Origin of the sequence: Streptomyces sp. Edi4 (assembly GCF_040253615.1) — a bacterium.
In the GTDB taxonomy this organism is placed as follows: domain Bacteria; phylum Actinomycetota; class Actinomycetes; order Streptomycetales; family Streptomycetaceae; genus Streptomyces.
The window spans coordinates 7,421,816-7,439,842 of sequence record NZ_JBEJGY010000004.1; the positions used below are offsets into that span (position 1 = coordinate 7,421,816).

At 71.3% G+C, this 18,027-nt stretch carries 17 protein-coding genes and 1 pseudogene; 10 read left to right on the top strand and 8 right to left on the bottom strand.

Translation table 11 applies throughout. The features are described from left to right. The first annotated feature begins 193 nt into the window (after positions 1 to 193). Positions 194 to 1,345 (top strand): hypothetical protein, encoded by a 1,152-nt coding sequence (locus tag ABR738_RS35215; RefSeq protein ID WP_350234023.1) that lies wholly within the window; start codon positions 194 to 196, stop codon positions 1,343 to 1,345. A gap of 234 nt (positions 1,346 to 1,579) precedes the next feature. Here the strand turns inward: ABR738_RS35215 and ABR738_RS35220 are convergent, their stop codons facing one another. The 3 genes from ABR738_RS35220 to ABR738_RS35230 all read right to left on the bottom strand — a co-directional run bounded on the left by ABR738_RS35220 (position 1,580) and on the right by ABR738_RS35230 (position 4,661). Further along, entirely contained in the window at positions 1,580 to 1,762 is a 183-nt protein-coding gene (locus ABR738_RS35220; protein ID WP_350234024.1) for a hypothetical protein, read from the bottom strand. Positions 1,763 to 2,014: 252 nt separating this feature from the next. Then, positions 2,015 to 3,520, bottom strand: a complete 1,506-nt coding sequence (locus ABR738_RS35225) for a SulP family inorganic anion transporter (protein ID WP_350234025.1) — start codon at positions 3,518 to 3,520, stop codon at positions 2,015 to 2,017. Between the two features lie 508 nt (positions 3,521 to 4,028). Next, on the bottom strand, positions 4,029 to 4,661 hold the full coding sequence (locus ABR738_RS35230; protein WP_350234026.1) for an SRPBCC family protein: 633 nt from the start codon (positions 4,659 to 4,661) through the stop codon (positions 4,029 to 4,031). A gap of 370 nt (positions 4,662 to 5,031) precedes the next feature. On the opposite strand from ABR738_RS35230, the gene ABR738_RS35235 reads away from it, so the two are divergent. The 5 genes from ABR738_RS35235 (at position 5,032) to ABR738_RS35255 (ending at position 10,080) form a co-directional block, all read left to right on the top strand. Continuing rightward, a complete protein-coding gene (locus ABR738_RS35235; protein WP_350234027.1) occupies positions 5,032 to 6,159 on the top strand; it encodes a diaminopropionate ammonia-lyase in 1,128 nt (375 codons plus the stop codon). Positions 6,160 to 6,297: 138 nt separating this feature from the next. Beyond that, entirely contained in the window at positions 6,298 to 6,861 is a 564-nt protein-coding gene (locus ABR738_RS35240; protein WP_350234028.1) for a heme-binding beta-barrel domain-containing protein, read from the top strand. A gap of 236 nt (positions 6,862 to 7,097) precedes the next feature. Beyond that, entirely contained in the window at positions 7,098 to 7,775 is a 678-nt protein-coding gene (locus tag ABR738_RS35245) for a DNA primase (RefSeq protein WP_350234029.1), read from the top strand. Continuing rightward, entirely contained in the window at positions 7,768 to 9,000 is a 1,233-nt protein-coding gene (locus tag ABR738_RS35250; protein ID WP_350234030.1) for an SRPBCC family protein, read from the top strand. The genes ABR738_RS35245 and ABR738_RS35250 overlap by 8 nt, the downstream gene beginning before the upstream one ends. 135 nt (positions 9,001 to 9,135) lie before the next feature. Continuing rightward, the gene (locus ABR738_RS35255; protein ID WP_502964196.1) at positions 9,136 to 10,080 is read left to right on the top strand and encodes a cation diffusion facilitator family transporter; all 945 of its coding nucleotides are present in this window, start codon (positions 9,136 to 9,138) and stop codon (positions 10,078 to 10,080) included. Between the two features lie 196 nt (positions 10,081 to 10,276). Here the strand turns inward: ABR738_RS35255 and ABR738_RS35260 are convergent, their stop codons facing one another. Continuing rightward, positions 10,277 to 10,624 carry a PRC-barrel domain-containing protein gene (locus ABR738_RS35260; RefSeq protein WP_350234032.1) on the bottom strand — a complete coding sequence of 116 codons (348 nt, stop codon included), beginning with the start codon at positions 10,622 to 10,624 and terminating at the stop codon, positions 10,277 to 10,279. 257 nt (positions 10,625 to 10,881) lie between these two features. On the opposite strand from ABR738_RS35260, the gene ABR738_RS35265 reads away from it, so the two are divergent. After that, positions 10,882 to 11,370 (top strand): flavin reductase family protein, encoded by a 489-nt coding sequence (locus ABR738_RS35265; RefSeq protein ID WP_350234880.1) that lies wholly within the window; start codon positions 10,882 to 10,884, stop codon positions 11,368 to 11,370. Between the two features lie 15 nt (positions 11,371 to 11,385). On the opposite strand, the pseudogene ABR738_RS35270 reads toward ABR738_RS35265, so the two are convergent. After that, positions 11,386 to 11,899: pseudogene (locus ABR738_RS35270) on the bottom strand (isochorismatase family protein); the annotation flags it as partial. A gap of 131 nt (positions 11,900 to 12,030) precedes the next feature. Next, positions 12,031 to 12,447, bottom strand: coding sequence for a DUF5997 family protein (locus ABR738_RS35275; RefSeq protein WP_350234033.1), 417 nt, complete (start codon positions 12,445 to 12,447; stop codon positions 12,031 to 12,033). Positions 12,448 to 12,504: 57 nt separating this feature from the next. On the opposite strand from ABR738_RS35275, the gene ABR738_RS35280 reads away from it, so the two are divergent. The 3 genes from ABR738_RS35280 to ABR738_RS35290 all read left to right on the top strand — a co-directional run bounded on the left by ABR738_RS35280 (position 12,505) and on the right by ABR738_RS35290 (position 16,398). Then, positions 12,505 to 13,296 carry a LysR family transcriptional regulator substrate-binding protein gene (locus ABR738_RS35280; RefSeq protein WP_350234034.1) on the top strand — a complete coding sequence of 264 codons (792 nt, stop codon included), beginning with the start codon at positions 12,505 to 12,507 and terminating at the stop codon, positions 13,294 to 13,296. A gap of 235 nt (positions 13,297 to 13,531) precedes the next feature. Beyond that, positions 13,532 to 14,572 (top strand): NAD(P)/FAD-dependent oxidoreductase, encoded by a 1,041-nt coding sequence (locus ABR738_RS35285; RefSeq protein WP_350234035.1) that lies wholly within the window; start codon positions 13,532 to 13,534, stop codon positions 14,570 to 14,572. Positions 14,573 to 14,751: 179 nt separating this feature from the next. After that, positions 14,752 to 16,398, top strand: coding sequence for a GMC oxidoreductase (locus ABR738_RS35290; protein ID WP_350234036.1), 1,647 nt, complete (start codon positions 14,752 to 14,754; stop codon positions 16,396 to 16,398). Positions 16,399 to 16,440: 42 nt separating this feature from the next. Here ABR738_RS35290 and ABR738_RS35295 read toward each other — a convergent pair whose 3' ends face one another. Together ABR738_RS35295 and ABR738_RS35300 are read right to left on the bottom strand one after the other, a co-directional pair. Next, positions 16,441 to 16,920, bottom strand: a complete 480-nt coding sequence (locus tag ABR738_RS35295) for a carboxymuconolactone decarboxylase family protein (RefSeq protein ID WP_350234037.1) — start codon at positions 16,918 to 16,920, stop codon at positions 16,441 to 16,443. After that, positions 16,917 to 17,999 carry an NAD(P)H-dependent amine dehydrogenase family protein gene (locus ABR738_RS35300; RefSeq protein WP_350234038.1) on the bottom strand — a complete coding sequence of 361 codons (1,083 nt, stop codon included), beginning with the start codon at positions 17,997 to 17,999 and terminating at the stop codon, positions 16,917 to 16,919. The genes ABR738_RS35295 and ABR738_RS35300 overlap by 4 nt, the downstream gene beginning before the upstream one ends. Between the last annotated feature and the right edge of the window lie 28 nt (positions 18,000 to 18,027).

Consider the following 18,027-nt stretch of genomic DNA (forward strand, 5'->3'; position numbering starts at 1 on the left):
CCTTGACCTCTTTGGCCCCGTGACCTCGGCGTCCCTGCCCCGGCCGGACGCCGGGCCGGGCGGGACGCGGGGGTCATTTCGGACTTCGGGGGAGCAAGGGCAGGCGTGACGTGGCCGTGTGCGGGGTACCGCGTTGCAACACGGGGCCGAGCGACCATACTGGTCGGGCCCCGATCACCCAGAGAACGAATCCATGGCCAAAAACAGCAGCTCCGCAACCACCGTCCCCGACACCGCGTGGCTGGGGCGCGGGCGCCACTTCGGGCCCGAGCCCGAGCTCGACGTGCGCCGCAACCTGATCGCCCTCCAGGCGGCCGGGGTGCTGGACGCGTTCCTGGATCTCGACCCCGCCGAGGCGGCCCGCTCCACCGTCCTGCACCCCAGGGACGAGTCCGCCGACCCCGGCCCGCTGGCTCGGCGCGTCTTCGAGGCGCGCTGGCGGGCGGCCGGTGACGTGCCGGTGCGCGCGCAGCTCACCACGTACGACCCCGAGTCCCGGCGCAAGGAGGGTGAAGGTGTCACCTGGGTGCTCGCCGCCGAGGCCGAGTGCGCGTGGGACATGAACTGGCTCTCGCCCGCCACCATGTTCTGGCCGGACAGCGACCGCGTCGCCTGGGACCACGACACGGTGGCGGACCTGCGTCTGCGGACGACCAACCATCTGCCCAAGGACGACGACGAGCTGCGCCACCTGCTGCGGGACTGCACCCGTCAGAGCTGGTACATCCATGTCGTGGTGCACGAGGCGATGACCCCGGACGTGAAGGGGCAGCAGCCCATCTCGACGTTCCTGCCGCCGAGCCTGCGCCATCGTGTGATCGAGCACCGGGGCACGCCGGAGCAGGCGCAGATCGCCGACTTCGCGATGAAGCGGGAGCTGAGCGTGCGGATGCCGCGCGGCGGCGCCGTCGTCCTGCCGTCGGCGGGGCAGGGGCCCGAGTACGACGCGGAGCGCTACACCGTGCGCACGGTCTTCCTCGACGGCTCCCGGCCCACCGAACTCCTCGACCGCATCAAGGAGTTCTCCGTTCTGCCCCGTCCGATGCCGGCCGACGCCGAGCGGGCCCTGACGCGCCTGCGCCAGGGCTGGCACCTGCTGACGCCGGACGAGGAACTGGTGCACGCGCAGGCCATGGTCACCAAGTACGCCGAAGCGCTGGACGCGATGACGACGTCGCGCGACCTGTACCGGGAAGCGGCGGAGGCGGCGCAGGCCGCGCTGGCCGAGACGAGCGGCGGCGACGGGCTCCTGCGGGCGCCGGTGCCACGGCCGTTGAAGGCGGACGCCTCTCCGCTGACCGCGCTCACCAAGGCGTTCGGCCGCTTCCGGGACCCCAACAAGTAGCCGTATCGGGGGTGTTGAGGCAAGAGGCGTCCGCTGCGACGGAGCGTCGGCAGGCGTCCAGAAGGGCGCTGAGGCGGCGCGACGCAGGCCCCGGACGGGGCGGCGAGGTAGTCCGGACGAACGGCGCGGGAGCGATGAAGGGGCGGAAGGCGACCCGGTCGCCGGGGTCGACGCCGACCTGCGCCGCGTAGAACCTCGCCCAGCCCGGCCGGCCGGTCCCGGCGCCGCGAGGAGTTAGTCGCTCCGCAGGGGCAGATGCACCAGGTCGGGGCTGCGGTCCGCGCCACGGATGAACGCGGCGGCCCACGCGCCCTCGCTTACCCGTCGCAGGCGCCGGGCGGCCGGGGCGCCGTGCGACTCCACGGACAGGCGCCCGCTCGCCGAGGCCGGACCGTAGTGCGCCTGCCGCAACTCCACAGGTCCCCGCCTCCATTCATCACGATTCTTGATCAACCACATGGCGAATCGCGTCTTGGTCCCACTCGGTCCCCGCGTTTGAATGAGCACCAAGCGCCGGCCGGCGCCCCCCTCGATCGAGGCGGGGCTGAGGAGACGGTAACGGGCGCACAGGCGGCCACGCGGGCGACGAGGGCTGGGGGCCGTCCGAACCCGGCGTCCCCGAACCAGGCACCCCGGATCCCGGCGTCCCCGAACCGACGCCCCCAACTCTCAGTTGCCGCCGGTCAGTTCGCCACTCAGGGTCTCGTGGATGCGGGCGCTCGGCCGGTTGAGGCCGACGATCTCCACGGTCTTGCCGCGCTGGGCGTACTTCGTCTCGATGGCGTCGAGCGCGGCCACGGACGACGCGTCCCAGATGTGGGTGTCGGCGAGGTCGATGACGACCTGGTCCGGGTCGGTGGCGTACTGGAAGCGGCCGACCAGGTCGTCGCAGGAGGCGAAGAAGAGTTCGCCGGTGACGCGGTAGACGACCTGAGTGCCGTCGGGGTCGACGACGGCGGTGATGTCCGCGAGACGGGCCACGCGCCTGGTGAAGATCACCATCGCGGTCACGGTGCCGGCCACCACGCCGATCGCCAGGTTGTGCGTGGCGACGACGACCACGACCGTGAGCACCATGACGGCGATCTCCCCGGCCGGCATCCGCCGAAGCGTCTCGGGGGCGATGGAGTGCCAGTCGAACGTCGCGAACGACACCATCACCATCACCGCGACCAGAGCGGCCATCGGGATGTCAGAGACGACCGGCCCGAAGACGACGCACAGCACCATCAGGAACACGCCCGCGAGGAAGGTGGAAAGCCGCGTACGCGCGCCGGACACCCGCACGTTGATCATCGTCTGGCCGATCATGGCGCAGCCGCCCATGCCGCCGAAGAACCCGGTGACGATGTTGGCGATGCCCTGGCCGATGGACTCGCGGGTCTTGTTGGAAGGGGTGTCGGTGATGTCGTCGACGAGTTTCGCGGTCATCAGCGACTCCATCAGACCCACCAGGGCCATGGCGAGTGCGTACGGGGCGATCGTGGTCAGCGTGTCGAGTGTGATCGGCACGTCGGGCAGGCCGGGGGTCGGCAGCGAGGACGGCAGCTCGCCCTTGTCGCCGACCGTGGGCACCGCGATCGCGGCGGCGACGGTGACAGCGGTGAGGACCACGATGGAGACCAGGGGAGCGGGTACGACCTTGGTGATCCTCGGGAACAGCACCATGAGGGCGAGACCGCCGACGATCAGCGGATAGACGGCCCACGGCACGTGGCGCATCTCCGGAACCTGGGCCATGAAGACGAGGATGGCCAGGGCGTTGACGAAGCCGACCATCACCGAGCGCGGCACGAACCGCACCAGCCGCGCCACTCCGAGCGCACCCAGGACGATCTGGAGAACACCGGCAAGGATCACTGCGGCGACCAGGTGCCCGAAGCCGTGCTCGCGGTAGAGCGGCGCCATGACCAGCGCCACGGCGCCGGTGGCCGCCGAGATCATGGCGCGCCGCCCGCCGACGACGGAGATGGTGACGGCCATCGTGAACGAGGCGAACAGACCGATCGCCGGGTCGACGCCGACGATGACCGAGAAGGAGATCGCCTCGGGAATCAGCGCGAGCCCCACCACCAGGCCGGCCAGCACCTCGGTGCGCCAGACCCGGGGATCGCCGAGCCAGTCGGGCTTGAGGCCGCGCAGCCGGGCGGCCGGACGCGGAGGGGACGTCGTCAAGAGGGGTACCTGTCGTGCTCGGGCACGCGGGCGGCGCCACGGCGTGCGGGGATGGGGACGGGAAGGGGAACGGGGACGGCCCGGGACACCCTGCGCGGGTCCACGGGCGTGGGCAAAAGGTGATCACCGCGGCCGACGTGCGGGCCGCTCGCGCCGGCGGCGTTCCTGGAGGCGGGGCCGGTCGCTCAGGGGTGAGGCGTCACGGTGGGCAGGAGGCGGCGCGGGCCACCAGGGTCATGCGCACGCCTTCTCCTGCCGGCTTCGGTCCGCACCGGGGGCGGTGTCGGCCCCGGCACGGCAGTAGTCGCGGGAGTGCCGTCCGGCTGTGCCGCGAGGGGTACGCACCTGGCCGTTCCCGGCGTTGTCGACGTCAACTTTACCTTGACGGCACGGGCGGAGACCGGCCCGTCCGGCCCTCCCTCGCAGGTCCGGTCCGGTCCGATCCGGCGCGGCGGGGGCGGGCGCGGAACACGGGTCGGCGGGGGCGGGGCCCGGTGGGTTCGACGGGTCAGGCCTGACCGGAGGCCGCGCGAGCCTCCGCGACGTTCGTCAGATCCTTGAGCCACGCGTCGAGACCCGCGCGGAGGATGCCGGTCGCGGCCGGGACGTTCGCATCCACCTGCGGACCGGTGTGGGTCTCCTCGGTGCGTACGAGGACACCGCCCTTGATCTTGGTGAAGTTCCACACGTGGACGCCGTCGATGTGCAGCCCCTCACCGATCGCGGGCCCGGTCCAGCGAATGCAGGAGGCGTGCTTGATCTGCTTGACGGTGGAGGTGATGTCCAGGCTGGTGGCGGGGGTCGCGGGGTTGGGCGGCACGGGGGTCGTCCACCGGAACGCCGATCCGGCTCGGAGCGGACCGTGGTCGAGGCGGGCGGCGGTCTTGACGGCGCCCTGCCAGGACGGCCAGCGCGCCACGTCCGTCTGCACCTTCCAGATGGTGCTCAGCGGCGCATGGATCACGGTCTCGGTCCGGTAGCGGACGCGGGCGTCGGGATCGACGCCCTGGCCCCGGCAGGTGAGCGAGGCGGCCGAGCGCGAAGAGGCCCCCGCGGGCGCCACGGCGGCACCGAGGAGCGTGGCCACGAGCGGGAGAGAGACGAAGGCGGCGCGGGCGCCGGTGCTGCGGAGGGTGAACATAGGGCTCTCCTGGTCACAAAGTCGGAAGTCAACGTTCGTCAGGGCAGTGGGCAGTGGGCAGTGGGCAGTGGGCGGTAGGTGGTAGGTGGTGGACGGTATGCGTACGGACTCGGCTGCCGGGTGAAGGGCGCGGACGTGTTCGGCGGCCGTCAGTCGCGACTGCCTACCTATAGCCATTGCCGTTAGTTAGAGGGTGTAACGTTTATAACGTCCATGAATGCATATCGTCAAGAGGTGGTGATGCCGGGGGAGTTGGTGCCTGTGGTGGTGTGTACGGAGTGGCGGGCGGTCCCGTGGGTGAGCGCGGACCGGCACGCCTGGAGCGGCCGGGGACTGGACCGAACGCGGGGGAGTGTCGCACCCTGGTCGGATGCCTCGCGACGCTGCTCACCTCGCCACCGGGCCGCTCCCTCTGTTCTGGTCAACCCGGCGCGGCGGCCGCGCCTGGCGGTGCGAGCCCGCGCCGTCCGGTGCGCGCGACTTCCACGCCGGGCTGCCCGACTACGAGCCCACTCCATTGGTCGAACTACCTTCTTTGGCAATGGAGTTGGGGCTGGGCCGCGTGTTCGTCAAGGACGAGTCGTGCCGGCTCGGGCTGCCCTCGTTCAAGGCGCTGGGGGCGTCCTGGGCGATCCGGCGTGTGCTCGACGAACGGACCGCGTGCGGCGAAGGGGCGGGACGCGTCACGCTGGTGACCGCCACCGACGGCAACCACGGCCGCGCCGTGGCCCGCATGGCGCATCGCCTCGGGCAGCGGGCCCACGTCTTCGTCCCGCGCGGTGTCCATCCCCGGGCGGTGGCCGCCATCGCCGCCGAGCGGGCGGGGATCAGCGAGGTGGCCGGGCCGTACGACGAGGCGGTACGCCGTGCGGCGGAGGCGGCCGCCGCGCCGGACGCGGTCCTCGTCCAGGACACGGCCTGGCCCGGCTACGAGCGGATCCCCGGTTGGATCGTCGAGGGCTACTCCACCCTCTGCGCCGAACTGGACGAGCAGTTGGCCGCGCGCGGGGTGGGCGAGGGGCCCGATCTGGTCGCCGTGCCGGTCGGCGTGGGATCGCTGGCCCAGGCCGTGGTGCGGCACTACCGGAGCCTTGCGCCCGGCCGGCGTTCTCCGGCGCTCCTTTCGGTGGAACCGCAGGCCGCGGCCTGCGTGCTGAGCGGCCTCACGCGCGGAGCACGCACCAGCATCACCACGGGCGACACCACGATGGTCGGCCTGAACTGCGGCACCCCCTCCAGCATCGCCTGGCCCTACCTCCGCGCGGGTCTGGACGCCTCGGTCGCCGTCCCGGATCCGGCCACGGCCGACGCGGTGGCCCGTCTGGCATCCCTCGGCGTGTCCTCGGGCCCCTGTGGCGCGGCCGCGCTCGCCGGAATGCGGACGGTGCTCGGCGGCGCGGGCGCCGAACGACGCCGTACGACGCTGGGGCTCGGCCCCGACTCGACCGTCGTCCTTCTCAGCACCGAGGGGGTCGAGGCCAACCCCCCGGCTCCTTGAGGCAGGTTGAGCCAACCTCCGCTTCCTTGAGGCAGGTTGAGGAGGCGCGCCGCGTTTCGGTGGTCGCGGGCGGGCCGCCCGGGCATGGGGCCCCTAGGCTTCGGTCCGGCACCGGACCCGACCTCAGGAGCGCACACCGTGACCGACCCCGCAGCGGCCCACCCCCGCCCCGTACCGGCATACCCCTACCCCGACGCCCACTGCCCGGACGGGACGCCCGCCCCGCACGCACTGCTCGCGCCCGTTACCGGCTTTCTGGGCACCTGGTTCGGACGCGGCGAGGGCGGCTATCCGACTCTGGAGGGGGACTTCGCGTACGAGCAGGAAGTCACCTTCACCCACGACGGCCGCCCCTTCCTGCGCTACGAGGCGCGGGCCTGGCTCATCGGCGCCGACGGCGCGCCCCTGCGCCCTTCGGCCCGCGAGAGCGGCTGGTGGCGGCTCCAGGCCGATGGCCGCGTGGAGGCCCTGATCACCCAGCCCACCGGTATCGCGGAGATCGCGGTCGGCGTCGCCACGGCCGGCACGGTGGACATCCGTACCGGGCAGGTGGCGCTCACCCCCACGGCCAAGGAGGTCGACGCCACCCGAAGGCGCTATGAACTGACCGACGGCGAGACCCTGACCTTCACCCACGACCTGGCCGCGATCGGCAACCCCCTGCACCACCATCTGTCCGCCGTCCTGCACCGCAGGAGCTGACGGCTCGTCAAGCGCGGCAGGCGTTCCGGCGGTGACCCGCCGGACCTGCGGTGACCTGCGGGAATCGGACGCCGTGGGGTGGCCCCGACGCGAGGCGTCCACCCCCGACGCGGCCCGTGGGCCCCGGCGCGCCCTCTCGTCCCAGGGTTTGGCTCTGGCCTTGTTGGCTACCCGGTGTGATGAGTCCTTCCCCGGGCTCTTTGTCGCGAGACAGATGAGGAGAGGACAGGTCTGACATGAACAATCGGCTGGGACTGGGGCTCGCGGTGGGCGCGGGCTATCTGCTCGGGCGTACGAAGAAGGCCAAACTCGCCTTCGGTATCGGCACGCTGGTCATGGGTAAACGCCTGCAATTGAGCCCACGGGCGATCGCGGACTTCGCGGCGGCGCAACTGGCCGACAACCCGCAGTTCAAGGAGATCGGCGACCAGCTGAGGGAGGACCTGCGCGGGGTCGGCAAGGCCGCGACGGGCGCGCTCATCAACCGCCAGATAGAAGGGCTCGCCGACCGGCTGCACGATCGCACCCTCGATGTGCACGACCGAATGTCGGGCGTCATCCCCGGCGTGGTCGAATCCGACGACGAGAAGGACGAGAAGGACGAGAAGGGCGAGCAGGACGACGAGGAGCAGTCGGACGAGGACGGCGGGGCCCCCGCCAAGTCGACCGCGCGCCGGTCCTCGTCCCGGTCCTCCTCCCGGTCCTCGGGCCGGTCTTCGTCCAGGTCGTCCGACGGGGACGACAAGGCGTCGTCCAAGTCCCGCCCGGTCGGCGGAGCGGCCGCCAAGTCGGCCTCGTCGAAGGCGGCTTCGGCGAAGAAGACGGCCAAGTCGACGCAGCGCACGGCGAAGCGGGCACCCGCCAAGAAGACGGCGAGCCGGCGCGGCGGCAAGGGGGAGGGCGACCGTGGCTGAGACGAAGAACCCGCTGACCTCAAGCCCCGCCGCCGACCGGCTCAAGTCGGAGCTCCAGTCCTATCTGCTCGCCCAGGGCGAGCGGCTTCTCGTGGGCATGGGGCACAAGCTCGGCGAGACCACGGTCAAGCTCACCGACATCGCCGAGGGCCGCAGCCCCGGCTTCGCCAAGCTGGCCCTCGAAGGCGGCCGCAAGGTCGCCGAAGGCAAGGGCCCCGTGCGCGCCGCGGTGGAGATGGGCGCCTCCCACCTCAAGGACAACGCCAAGGACATGCTCAAGGGGCTCGGCGGTGGCCGCAAGAAGGGTGGCGCCGGGCGCAAGCCGACCGTGATCATGGAGTCCGTCGACGTGGGCGTGCCGGTGCGCGACGCCTACGACCAGTGGACCCAGTTCCAGTCGTTCGCCAGTTTCGCCAAGGGCGTCAAGAGCGCGACCGTCGCCGACGACACGACGTCGGACTGGAAGGTCAAGGTCTTCTGGTCCACCCGCAGTTGGAAGGCGCACACCACCGAACAGGTGCCGGACGCGCGCATCGCGTGGACCTCCGAGGGCGCCAAGGGGACCGTCAAGGGCGTCGTCACCTTCCACCCGCTGGGTGAAAACCTCACCCGGGTGCTCCTGGTCATGGAGTACTACCCCAAGGGACTGTTCGAGAAGACGGGCAACATCTGGCGCGCCCAGGGCCGCCGTGCCCGCCTCGACCTCAAGAACTTCGCCCGTCACACCGCGCTGCTCGGCGAGGCAGAGGGCGGCTGGCGCGGCGAGATCAGGGACGGCGAGGTCGTGGTCACGCACGAGGACGCGGTCGCCGAGGAGGAGGAGCGGGAGCCCGAGCAGAGCGATTCCCGCGAGGACGCCGACGAGGACGAGCCCGGCCGGGAGGAGGCGGAGGACGCCGAGCGCGGTCCCTCTTCCGACGAGGACCCGGAGGACCCCGAGGCGTACGACGACGAGGTTGAGGGCGACGAGGCCGACGAGGCCGACGAAGAGCCCGCCCAGGAGTACGAAGAGGACGACGAGGGCGAGTACGCGCAGGAGGACGAGGAGCCCGTCGAGGAGGAGTACGAGGACGAGGACGCGGACGGGGACGCGGAGCCCGCGGAGGGCGAGTACGCCGAGGACGCCGAAGAGGCGGACGAGGAAGAGCCGGAGGAGTCCGAGGAGGCGGCATCCGCGCGCAAGCGCCGCGCCTACGAGGGCTCCCGGAGCAACGCCCGCCGGTGACCTGCCGCGCGTGGCTTCCCTGGGGGCGGGTCGCACCGCCCCCAGGGACTGTTGTCCGACGAGACGTCATGGACGGTGTCATGAACAACGACACGGACTACGACATGGACCGGGCGGTGGCATAGGTATGGAGAAGTGACCGTGGACAAGAAGGACCGCAAGACCCGGTTGACCGTCCTGGTGGCGCTCGGGGCCAACCTCCTGATCGCCGCGGCCAAGGCGGTCGCCGGAGTGCTGGCCGGGTCGCCCGCGCTGCTCTCCGAGGCGGCGCACTCCGTGGCGGACAGCATGAACGAGGTCTTCCTGCTCGCCGCGCTCCGCCGCAGCCGGCGTCCGGCCGACCAGCGCCACCCCTTCGGCTACGGCAAGGAGCGCTACTTCTGGTCGCTCCTCGCCGCCGTCGGCATCTTCGTCATGGGCGGCTGCTTCTCCTTCTTCCAGGGAGTCCAGGCGCTGAACGATCACGAGCAGGAGTCCACCGGCGGGTACATCGTGGGCCTGTCCGTCCTGGGTGTCGCCCTCGTGGCCGAGGGCGGCTCGCTCCTGCGGGCGCTGTACCAGGTGCGCGGCCAGAGCGGCGGCATCGGCAGTGATCCCGCCCTGCGCACCGTCGTCGCCGAGGACGGCACCGCGGTGCTCGGCGTCCTGCTGGCCGGGGCGGGCATGGCCCTACACATGGTCACCGGTCAGGTGGTGTGGGAGGCGTCCGCGTCGATGGCCATCGGGCTCCTCCTCGTGTACGTGGCGTACCGGCTCGGCAAGGAGGCCCGCGACCAGCTCATCGGTGAGGCCGTCGATCCCGAACTGCGGCGCCACATCCGGGCGTTGCTCGACGAGCAGCCCGAGATCGACAACGTGGCCGACCTCCTGACGATGCGGCTCGGCCTTGACTCCACGCTGGTGGCCGCCCGGATCGACCTGCGCCCCGGACTCGACAGCGAGGAGGTCGAGGTGGTCTCGGAGCGCATCAAGGCCGCCGTGGTGGAGGCGTGGCCGGAGGCACAGCACGTCTTCCTCGACATCACGGACGCGCCGCCGGGTGCGCGGCCGACATCCGCCACCCGGGACGCGTCCGCCTGAGACGAACGCGCCGACGGATCCGTCCCGGAGACATACACGCCGGAGCCACACACGCAGTCCCCCACACACGCAGTCCCGGAGGCACACACGCCGGAGACACCCGGCCCGGCGGCCTCCACGGGACGAGGCAGCAGGGGGACACACATGGCGATGCCCGGCCGCTCGGGACGGCCGGGCATCGCGGAAGGCGGGGACGTCACATGTGCGGACGCCCGTAGTAGCCACCCACCTGCTCGTGGTAGGTGGGATCCCCGAGGTGCTTCTCCTTGTCGAACTCGGGGGAGTCCTTGATCTGGTCCTTCGTGCAGGCGACGTAGATCTTCTTCTCGGCCGCGTCGATACGCGTCAGGACGCCGGCCGGCAGCAGGACGTGCTTGCCGAAGATCCAGGGGCCGGTGTCGACGACGATGTACGAGGAGCTGACCTCCTCCGAGTACTTGTCGACCTTGCCGATGCTTCCGTCGGTCGCCTCGACCTTGAACCCGGTCAGGTCGGTACCGGCCTGGTAGGCGGCAGCCTCCGGGTAGGCCCAGATGTTCTCCATGGTGGAGCAGTCCCTTCGGATCGTCGGTTGTGGCGGGGCGCGGACGGCGGACGCCGCTGGTGTGGTGCCCGTCTTCGCTCGCCGAGGTCCCGGGTGCCCCCGGCCGCCGGTCCTACACTCAAGGCGGCGGCCTCGTCGCTTCTTTCAGCCGTTCGGGGTACCGGTGGCATACCGGGTGGCGTCGCCGGGCCCGGCCGGACACAGTGTGCGGACCACGAGACGAGGGGTTGGAACAGGTGAGTGCCGTGGAGAGTGCGATGGAGAGGTTCCTCGACCGCCTGGACTGTCCGATGTACGTCGTGACAGCGACCGCGGGCCAGGAGCGCGCCGGGTGCCTGGTGGGGTTCGCCTCGCAGTGCTCCATGGTGCCCGTGCGGTTCATGGTGTGGCTGTCGAAGGCCAACAGGACGTACCGGGTGGCCCGTTCGGCCGATGTTCTCGCCGTGCACCAGCTGAGCCGCGCGCAGTACGGACTCGCGGAGCACTTCGGCGGGCTTACGGGTGACGAGTGCGACAAGTTCGCCGATGTCGCCTGGCACGAGGGCCCCGCCGGTACGGTTCTGCTCGACGACGCCCCGGCCTGGTTCGTGGGCCGGGTGGAGGAACGCACGGACGGCGGCGACCACGTGGGCTTCCTGCTCAGCCCCCTGGAGGCCGAGGCCCCCGCGCCGTCAGGTGACGCGGAGGTGTTCCGGCTGAGCGACAGCGCGGGCATCGAGGCCGGGCATCCGGCGCAGGACGCCTGAGAGCGGCGACGCGCGTCAGACCGGGAGCTTGGCCAGGAGGTCGGCGATCTCCGCCGTGGTGCCGGTCTCACCCAGGCGCGGGAAGATCCGCTCGACGCTGTGCTGGTGGGCGTCCGCGCTCATGTCGGTCATGGTGTCGGTGGCCAGAGTGACGTGGTAGCCGTGCTCGTGGGCCGCGCGCGGTCGGTTCCACCCCGATGCTGGTGGCCACGCCGGTCGGCACGATCTGAGTGACGCCTCGGCGGCGGAGGTGCACGTCCAGGTCGGTGCCGTGGAAGGCGCCCCAGTTGCGCTTGGTGACGGTGATGTCGCCGGGGTGCCCGGCCAGTTCGTCGACGATGGCGTCCCAGCCCTCGGGCCGTGCGCTGCCACGGCCCTGGGCGGCCTCCGTGCGGCCGGGAGCGGCGTCGGCCCCGTCGGGGGCGATCGAGACGCGGACCAGGACGAGGGGCAGCCCCTGGGAACGGAAGGCGTCGGCGAGTTCGGCGGTGCGCGCCACGACGTCGGCGGTGGTGTGGGGCTGCGTGGGCATGGCTCGGGCATAAGCCCGGGCCGGGAAGCCGCAGCCCCGTAACGCCGAATGCCGCCGGCCGGTCGCGGGGCGACTGGGCGGCGGCACTGGGCCTACGGGAAAACGGGTGGCGTCTGGACGCCGGGGGATCAGGCGCGCGGGCCCCGGGGCTGCTCGGTCTGCTGCGCGCTCTTCTCCTTCTGCTTCTCCTTGATGCGAACAGTCTCCTTGCGGACCTCCGCCTGGGTGGCGCGCTCCTTGCGCAGCCACTCCGGGTTCTCCTGCTTCAGGGCCTCGATCTGCTCCGTGGTGAGGGCGTCGGTGACTCCGCCGCGCGCGAGACCCGCGATCGAGACGCCGAGCTTGGCCGCGACCACCGGGCGGGGGTGCGGGCCGGTGCTTCGCAGGTCCTGGAGCCACTGGGGCGGGTCGCTCTGCAACGCGTTCAGCTCGGTGCGCGAGACCACGCCCTCCTGGAACTCGGCGGGGGTGGCCTCGAGGTACACACCCAGCTTCTTCGCCGCGGTGGCGGGCTTCATCGTCTGGGTGGTCTGGTGCGACGTCATGGGTCCAGAGTAGCGAGCGTGTGCGATCCCGCCGACCACGACCGGTAACCTGGCGGGGTGACAGGCTCGGAAGAACCCCCATCGTTCCGGCTCGCCTACGTTCCGGGTGTGACGCCGAGCAAGTGGGTGCGGATCTGGAACGAGCGGCTGCCGGAAGTCCCCCTCATCCTCGCCGCGGTCTCCGCCGCCCAGGCGCCCGACGTGCTGCGCGCCCGCGAGGCAGACGCGGGGTTCGTGCGGCTGCCGATCGACCGTACGGATCTCAGCGCGATCCCGCTGTACACCGAGACGACGGTCGTCGTGGTCCCCAAGGACCACCTCGTCGCCGCGGTCGAGGAGATCTCGGCAGAGGAGCTGGCCGACGAGATCGTGCTGCACCCGCTCGATGACACCCTGGACTGGGAGCGCCCCCCGGGCCGGGCTGCCCTTGAGCGTCCCGCCACCACCGAGGACGCCGTCGAGCTGGTGGCGGCCGGAATCGGGCTCCTTGTCGTGCCGCAGTCGCTCGCGCGCCTCTACCACCGCAAGGACCTCACCTACCGGACGGTCACGGGCGTACCCGAGTCCCGGATCGCGCTGTCGTGGGCGGAGGAGGAGGTCACGCCCGGCCTGGTGGAGGAATTCATCGGGATCGTCCGTGGCCGCACCGTCAACAGCACCCGCGGCCGTACGCCGACGCCGCCCCAGCCCAAACAGAAGCGCGCCGACAAGGGCGGCGCCCCGCGCAAGGCCGCCGCGGGCAAGTCGTCCGGCAAGACCGCCGGCAAGTCCGGCGGCAAGAACGCGCGGGGCGGGGCGGCCGCACCGAAGAGCGGCGCCAAGCGCGCCAAACCCCGCCGCCGCCCCTGACCGGCCCCCTCGCCGTCCGAAGGAGCCCTGGGCGAGCGCCGGTGCGTACGGGGCCGGCCCGCCCAGGCGCAGCCGTGGACCCACCCCTGTCAGCACGTCGGCGAGGCCGTCCTGACCCGTGGCTCTGCCGCCTTCCTGTTGCCGTATTGGCAAGTTGCGTTGTCAATCGGATGCGCGTGGACGCAGCATCGCGGCAGCGGAGGTACCGCACGGGGATGGGCGAAGGGGACACGCGATGAACAGTGCTGTCGAGGGTGGCCGTCGGGAGATCCATGACGTGGTGGTGATCGGGGGCGGAGCGGCCGGACTGAGCGGGGCGCTCACCCTGGGCCGGGCCCGGCGCTCGGTCCTGGTGATCGACGCGGGCGAGCCCCGCAACGCCCCGGCCCACGGCGTCCACACCTATCTTGGCCGCGAGGGTGTGGCGCCCGGCGAACTCCTGGCGACGGGCCGGGCCGAAGTGCTCGGCTACGGCGGGCAGTTCCTGAGCGGCACGGCGACCGGCGCCGAGCGCGACGGGGACGGTTTCCGGGTCCGCCTCGCCGACGGACAGGAGGTGCGCGCCCGCCGCCTCCTGGTCACCACGGGCCTGGTAGACGAGCTCCCCGATGTTCCCGGCCTCGCCGGGCTGTGGGGCAGCGATGTGCTGCACTGCCCCTACTGTCACGGCTGGGAGGTGCGGGACCGGGCGATCGGCGTCCTTGGCACCGGGCCGCTCGCCGTGCACCAGGCCCTGCTGTGGCGGCAGTGGAGCGAGGATGTCACGCTCTTCCTGCACACCATGGACGATCCCGACGACCAGCAGTACGAGGAGCTGGCCGCCCGGGGCGTGCGCGTCGTGGTCGGCGAGGTGACCGCGTTGGAGACGAGGGAGGGGCGTCTGCACGGTGTGCGACTGGCCAGCGGCACTCTGATGTCTCGTCAGGTGCTCGCGGTGGCAACGAAGTTGGTGGCGCGCGCGGGAGTGCTCGGCTCGCTCGGCCTTGAGCCGGCGGACCTGGAGATGGCGGGAGCCGTCATCGGCAGCCACATTCCGGCCGATGTGACCGGCGCGACCGAGGTGCCCGGTGTGTGGGTGGCGGGTAATGTCGCGAGCCCGCTGGATCAGGTCGTCGTAGCGGCGGCCGCCGGAGTGCGCGCCGGGGCGGCGATCAACGCCGATCTGATCGCGGAGGAGACCCGCCGGGCTGTCCGGGCCCGTCTGGAACCGTTCTCCGCGCAGCTGGAGCGCGAGGTCTGCGAGGTGGTGCTCGGCGACCGGCGCCACGGCCTGTGACGGGCATGCCCGGGCCTGGGGGCGGCTCTGAATTCGCTCTCCCGTGACTACCGCGGATCAGAGCGGACAGCCCGGTGCAAGGGCGCGTACCGGCCAGAAGTTACCACTTGGTATCTAGTGACATATCACGCGCACGCCAGTAGAACCTGTTCTCACTCGTCGAGAGTGAGGAATGTCACATGAGTGACACTACCATGCACCATACGGGTTCCCAGGGTGTATCACGCCGAAGATTCATCGCTGGAACAGGTTCTCTTCTGGGGGCGGCGGCTCTCCTCGGCCATGGCGCCGTGGCCCAGGCGCGGCCCCTCGCCCGGACCGCCTCCATCGGGGACGGCGCGCACGCCCCCGCCCTCGTGATCGGCACCGGCTACGGCGGCTCGGTCGCGGCCCTGCGGCTGGCCCAGGCCGGTGTCGACGTGCAGATGATCGAGATGGGGATGGCGTGGGACACCCCGGGCTCGGACGGCAAGATCTTCTGCGCCACGACCGCGCCGGACTACCGTTCCTACTGGCTGCGCACCAGGACGAAGCAGCCGCTGAGCAACTTCTTCGGCATCCCGATCGACCGGTCGATCCCCCGCTACACCGGCATCCTGGACGCCGAGGACTTCAGCGGGATCACCGTCTACCAGGGGCGCGGCGTCGGCGGCGGCTCGCTCGTCAACGGGGGCATGGCGGTCACGCCCAAGCGGGAGAACTTCGGCGCCATCCTGCCGTCGGTCAACCCCGAGGAGATGTACGCCACTTACTATCCGCGCGCCAACGCGGGACTCGGCTCGGGGCTCATCGACCCGGCCTGGTTCGACACGGTGGACTGCTACCAGTTCGCCCGCGTCGGCCGCAAGCAGGCCCTGCGCTCCGGCTTCCCGTTCACGTTCGTGCCCGATGTGTACGACTGGGACTACATGAAACAGGAGGCGGCCGGAACCGTGCCCAAGTCGGCCGTCGCGGGCGAGATCCTGTACGGCAACAACTACGGCAAGAAGTCGTTGCAGAAGACCTACCTGGCCCAGGCCGGGGCGACCGGAAGGGTCGCCATCTCCCCGCTGCACCGGGTCACTTCGGTGTCGCCCGGCCCGGGCGGCGCCTACACGGTCGTCATCGAGCAGCTGAACACCGGCGGCGACGTCATCGCCACCAAAACCGTCACCGCCGACCGGGTGTTCTTCGCGGCGGGCAGCGTCGGCACCAGCAAACTCCTGGTCACACTGAAGGCCACCGGCGCGCTGCCCCGCCTCAACGGCGAAGTGGGCCGTGGCTGGGGCGACAACGGCAACGTCATGTGCGGACGCGCCAACTATCTGTGGGACCCCACCGGTATGGTCCAGGCCGCGATCCCCTGCGGCGGCATCGACAACTGGAACGCCGGAGGCGCCTTCGCCGAGGTCGCCCCGCTGCCCACCGGCATCGAGACGTACGCCTCGTTCTACCTCTCGATCACCAAGAACCCCAACCGTGGCACGTTCTCCTGGAACCCCGCGACCGGCCAGGTGGACCTGGACTGGCGGACCGCCTGGAAGCAGGCGTCCATCGACATGGCCAAAACCATCTTCGACAAGATCAACGCCACGGAGGGGACGATCTACCGCACCGATCTGTTCGGCGTCTACAAGGTCTGGAACGACACCCTCACCTACCACCCGCTGGGCGGTGCCGTACTCGACAGAGCGACCGACAACTACGGCCGCCTGCAAGAATATCCGGGTCTGTACGTCATCGACGGCTCGTTGATCCCGGGCAACACCAGCGTCAATCCGTTCGTCACCATCACGGCGCTCGCCGAACGGAACATCGAGAAGATCATCGCCGTCGATCTCGCGTGACGGCGCAGCGCGGGGCCGCCCGGGTGCCGGACGGCCCTGTTGTCAGGTGGTGGGAAGGACGCATACGGAGTCGAGACCGAGCACATGGTTGAGCCGGCCGAACGCGAGCCAGGAGCCGATGCTCATGCTCAGCTCCACGATCTCCACCTGGCTGTAGTGCGCGGTCATCCGCGCCCAGAACTCCTCGTCGAGCCCGTGGTGGTCCACGGCGTAGCGCTCGGCGTACTCGGCCGCGAGGCGCGTGCGCTCGTCGAAGGCGTCGGTGGTGCGCCACTGGGTGACCGCGTCGGCGAACGACTCCTCGACCTTCTCGCCGTCCCGGTCGGTGCGCCAGTCGAGACAGAACCGGCAGCCGTTGATCTGCGCGACGCGCAGGCGCGCGGCCTCGAACTCCCGCAGCCCGAGGGTGGTATGGGCGTAGACGGACAGGGAGAAGTCGGCGGCGGCCGGGCCGATGCCGGGGACCATGTCGCCCCACACGTACCCGATGGGCTCCTGGCCCTCGGGGATGTCGATCCTCATCGTTGCTTCCTTCCCAGTCCCCCGGCTGCCGGACGCAGCGGGATGTCGAGCGCGTCGTAGAGCCCGGGACGGGCGGCCACGAGCCAGTCGATGGCGTTGACCAGACGGCCGGCCGCGGTGGCGTTGCCGCCCGCCGACCGGTTCTCGCCCTCGTCGCTCGCCTCGACCGTGACCGAGATGCGCGGCCGCCCCTCGATGACGACGCGGTGTGCCCCGTCACCGCCGTCGGGCGGCGCGGGCCAGTCGGGGGCGCAGGAGGGGTGGATACGGGTGATGTGCTCGATCACCAGGCGTGGCTCACCGCCGACGATGCCCCGCACCTCGAACCGCACCGCGCCCTGGGTGCCCGCCGTGAAGGTGCCCATCGTGCGGGTGCGTACCGTCGCGCCCAGGGGACGGCGTTCCACGGTCTCGTCGATGTCGTCGAGCTCGATGCCCAACGCGCGTGCTATCAGCCGGAGTTGGCCGCCCCACACCATGGCCGGGACGGACGGGGCGAGCATCAGGGGCTCGTACTCCATGGGGTGGCCCATGCCGATGAGGTGGCGGACCGACTCCTCCTGCTCATAGGCGGAGTAGTCGAAGATCTCCTGACAGCGGATCGCGTCCACGGTGCTGCCGAGGCCGCTGATGAGCAACGGCAGTACGTCGTTTGCCCAGCCAGGATCGACACCCGAGACGAACAGCGACCCGCCGCCCGCCGCGACGGCGGCGAGCACCGGGTCCCGGAGCTTGGACGGGGCGCCGACGGGGTCGTAGAGCGGGTACAGCGCGGAGGTGACCACCACGGCGCCCGCCCGGATCGCCCGGCAGGCATCGGCGAGCGCGTCGTCGGGCCGGGTGTCGCCCGACGACGCGTACACCACGGCCCGTGGCCCGGCGGCCAGGACCGCCTCGATGTCGTCGGTGGCCCGCACGCCCAACATGGCGTCCATCCCGGCGAGTTCACCCGCGTCGCGGCCCACCTTGGCCCGGTCGTGGACGAGGACGGCCGTGAGCCGCAGCGCGGGGTGGGCGTCGACGGCGCGTATCGCCGCACGGCCGACGTTGCCGGTGCCCCAGACAACCGTGGAAATCATGCGCGGAGGGTAGCGGGACGGACCTGAG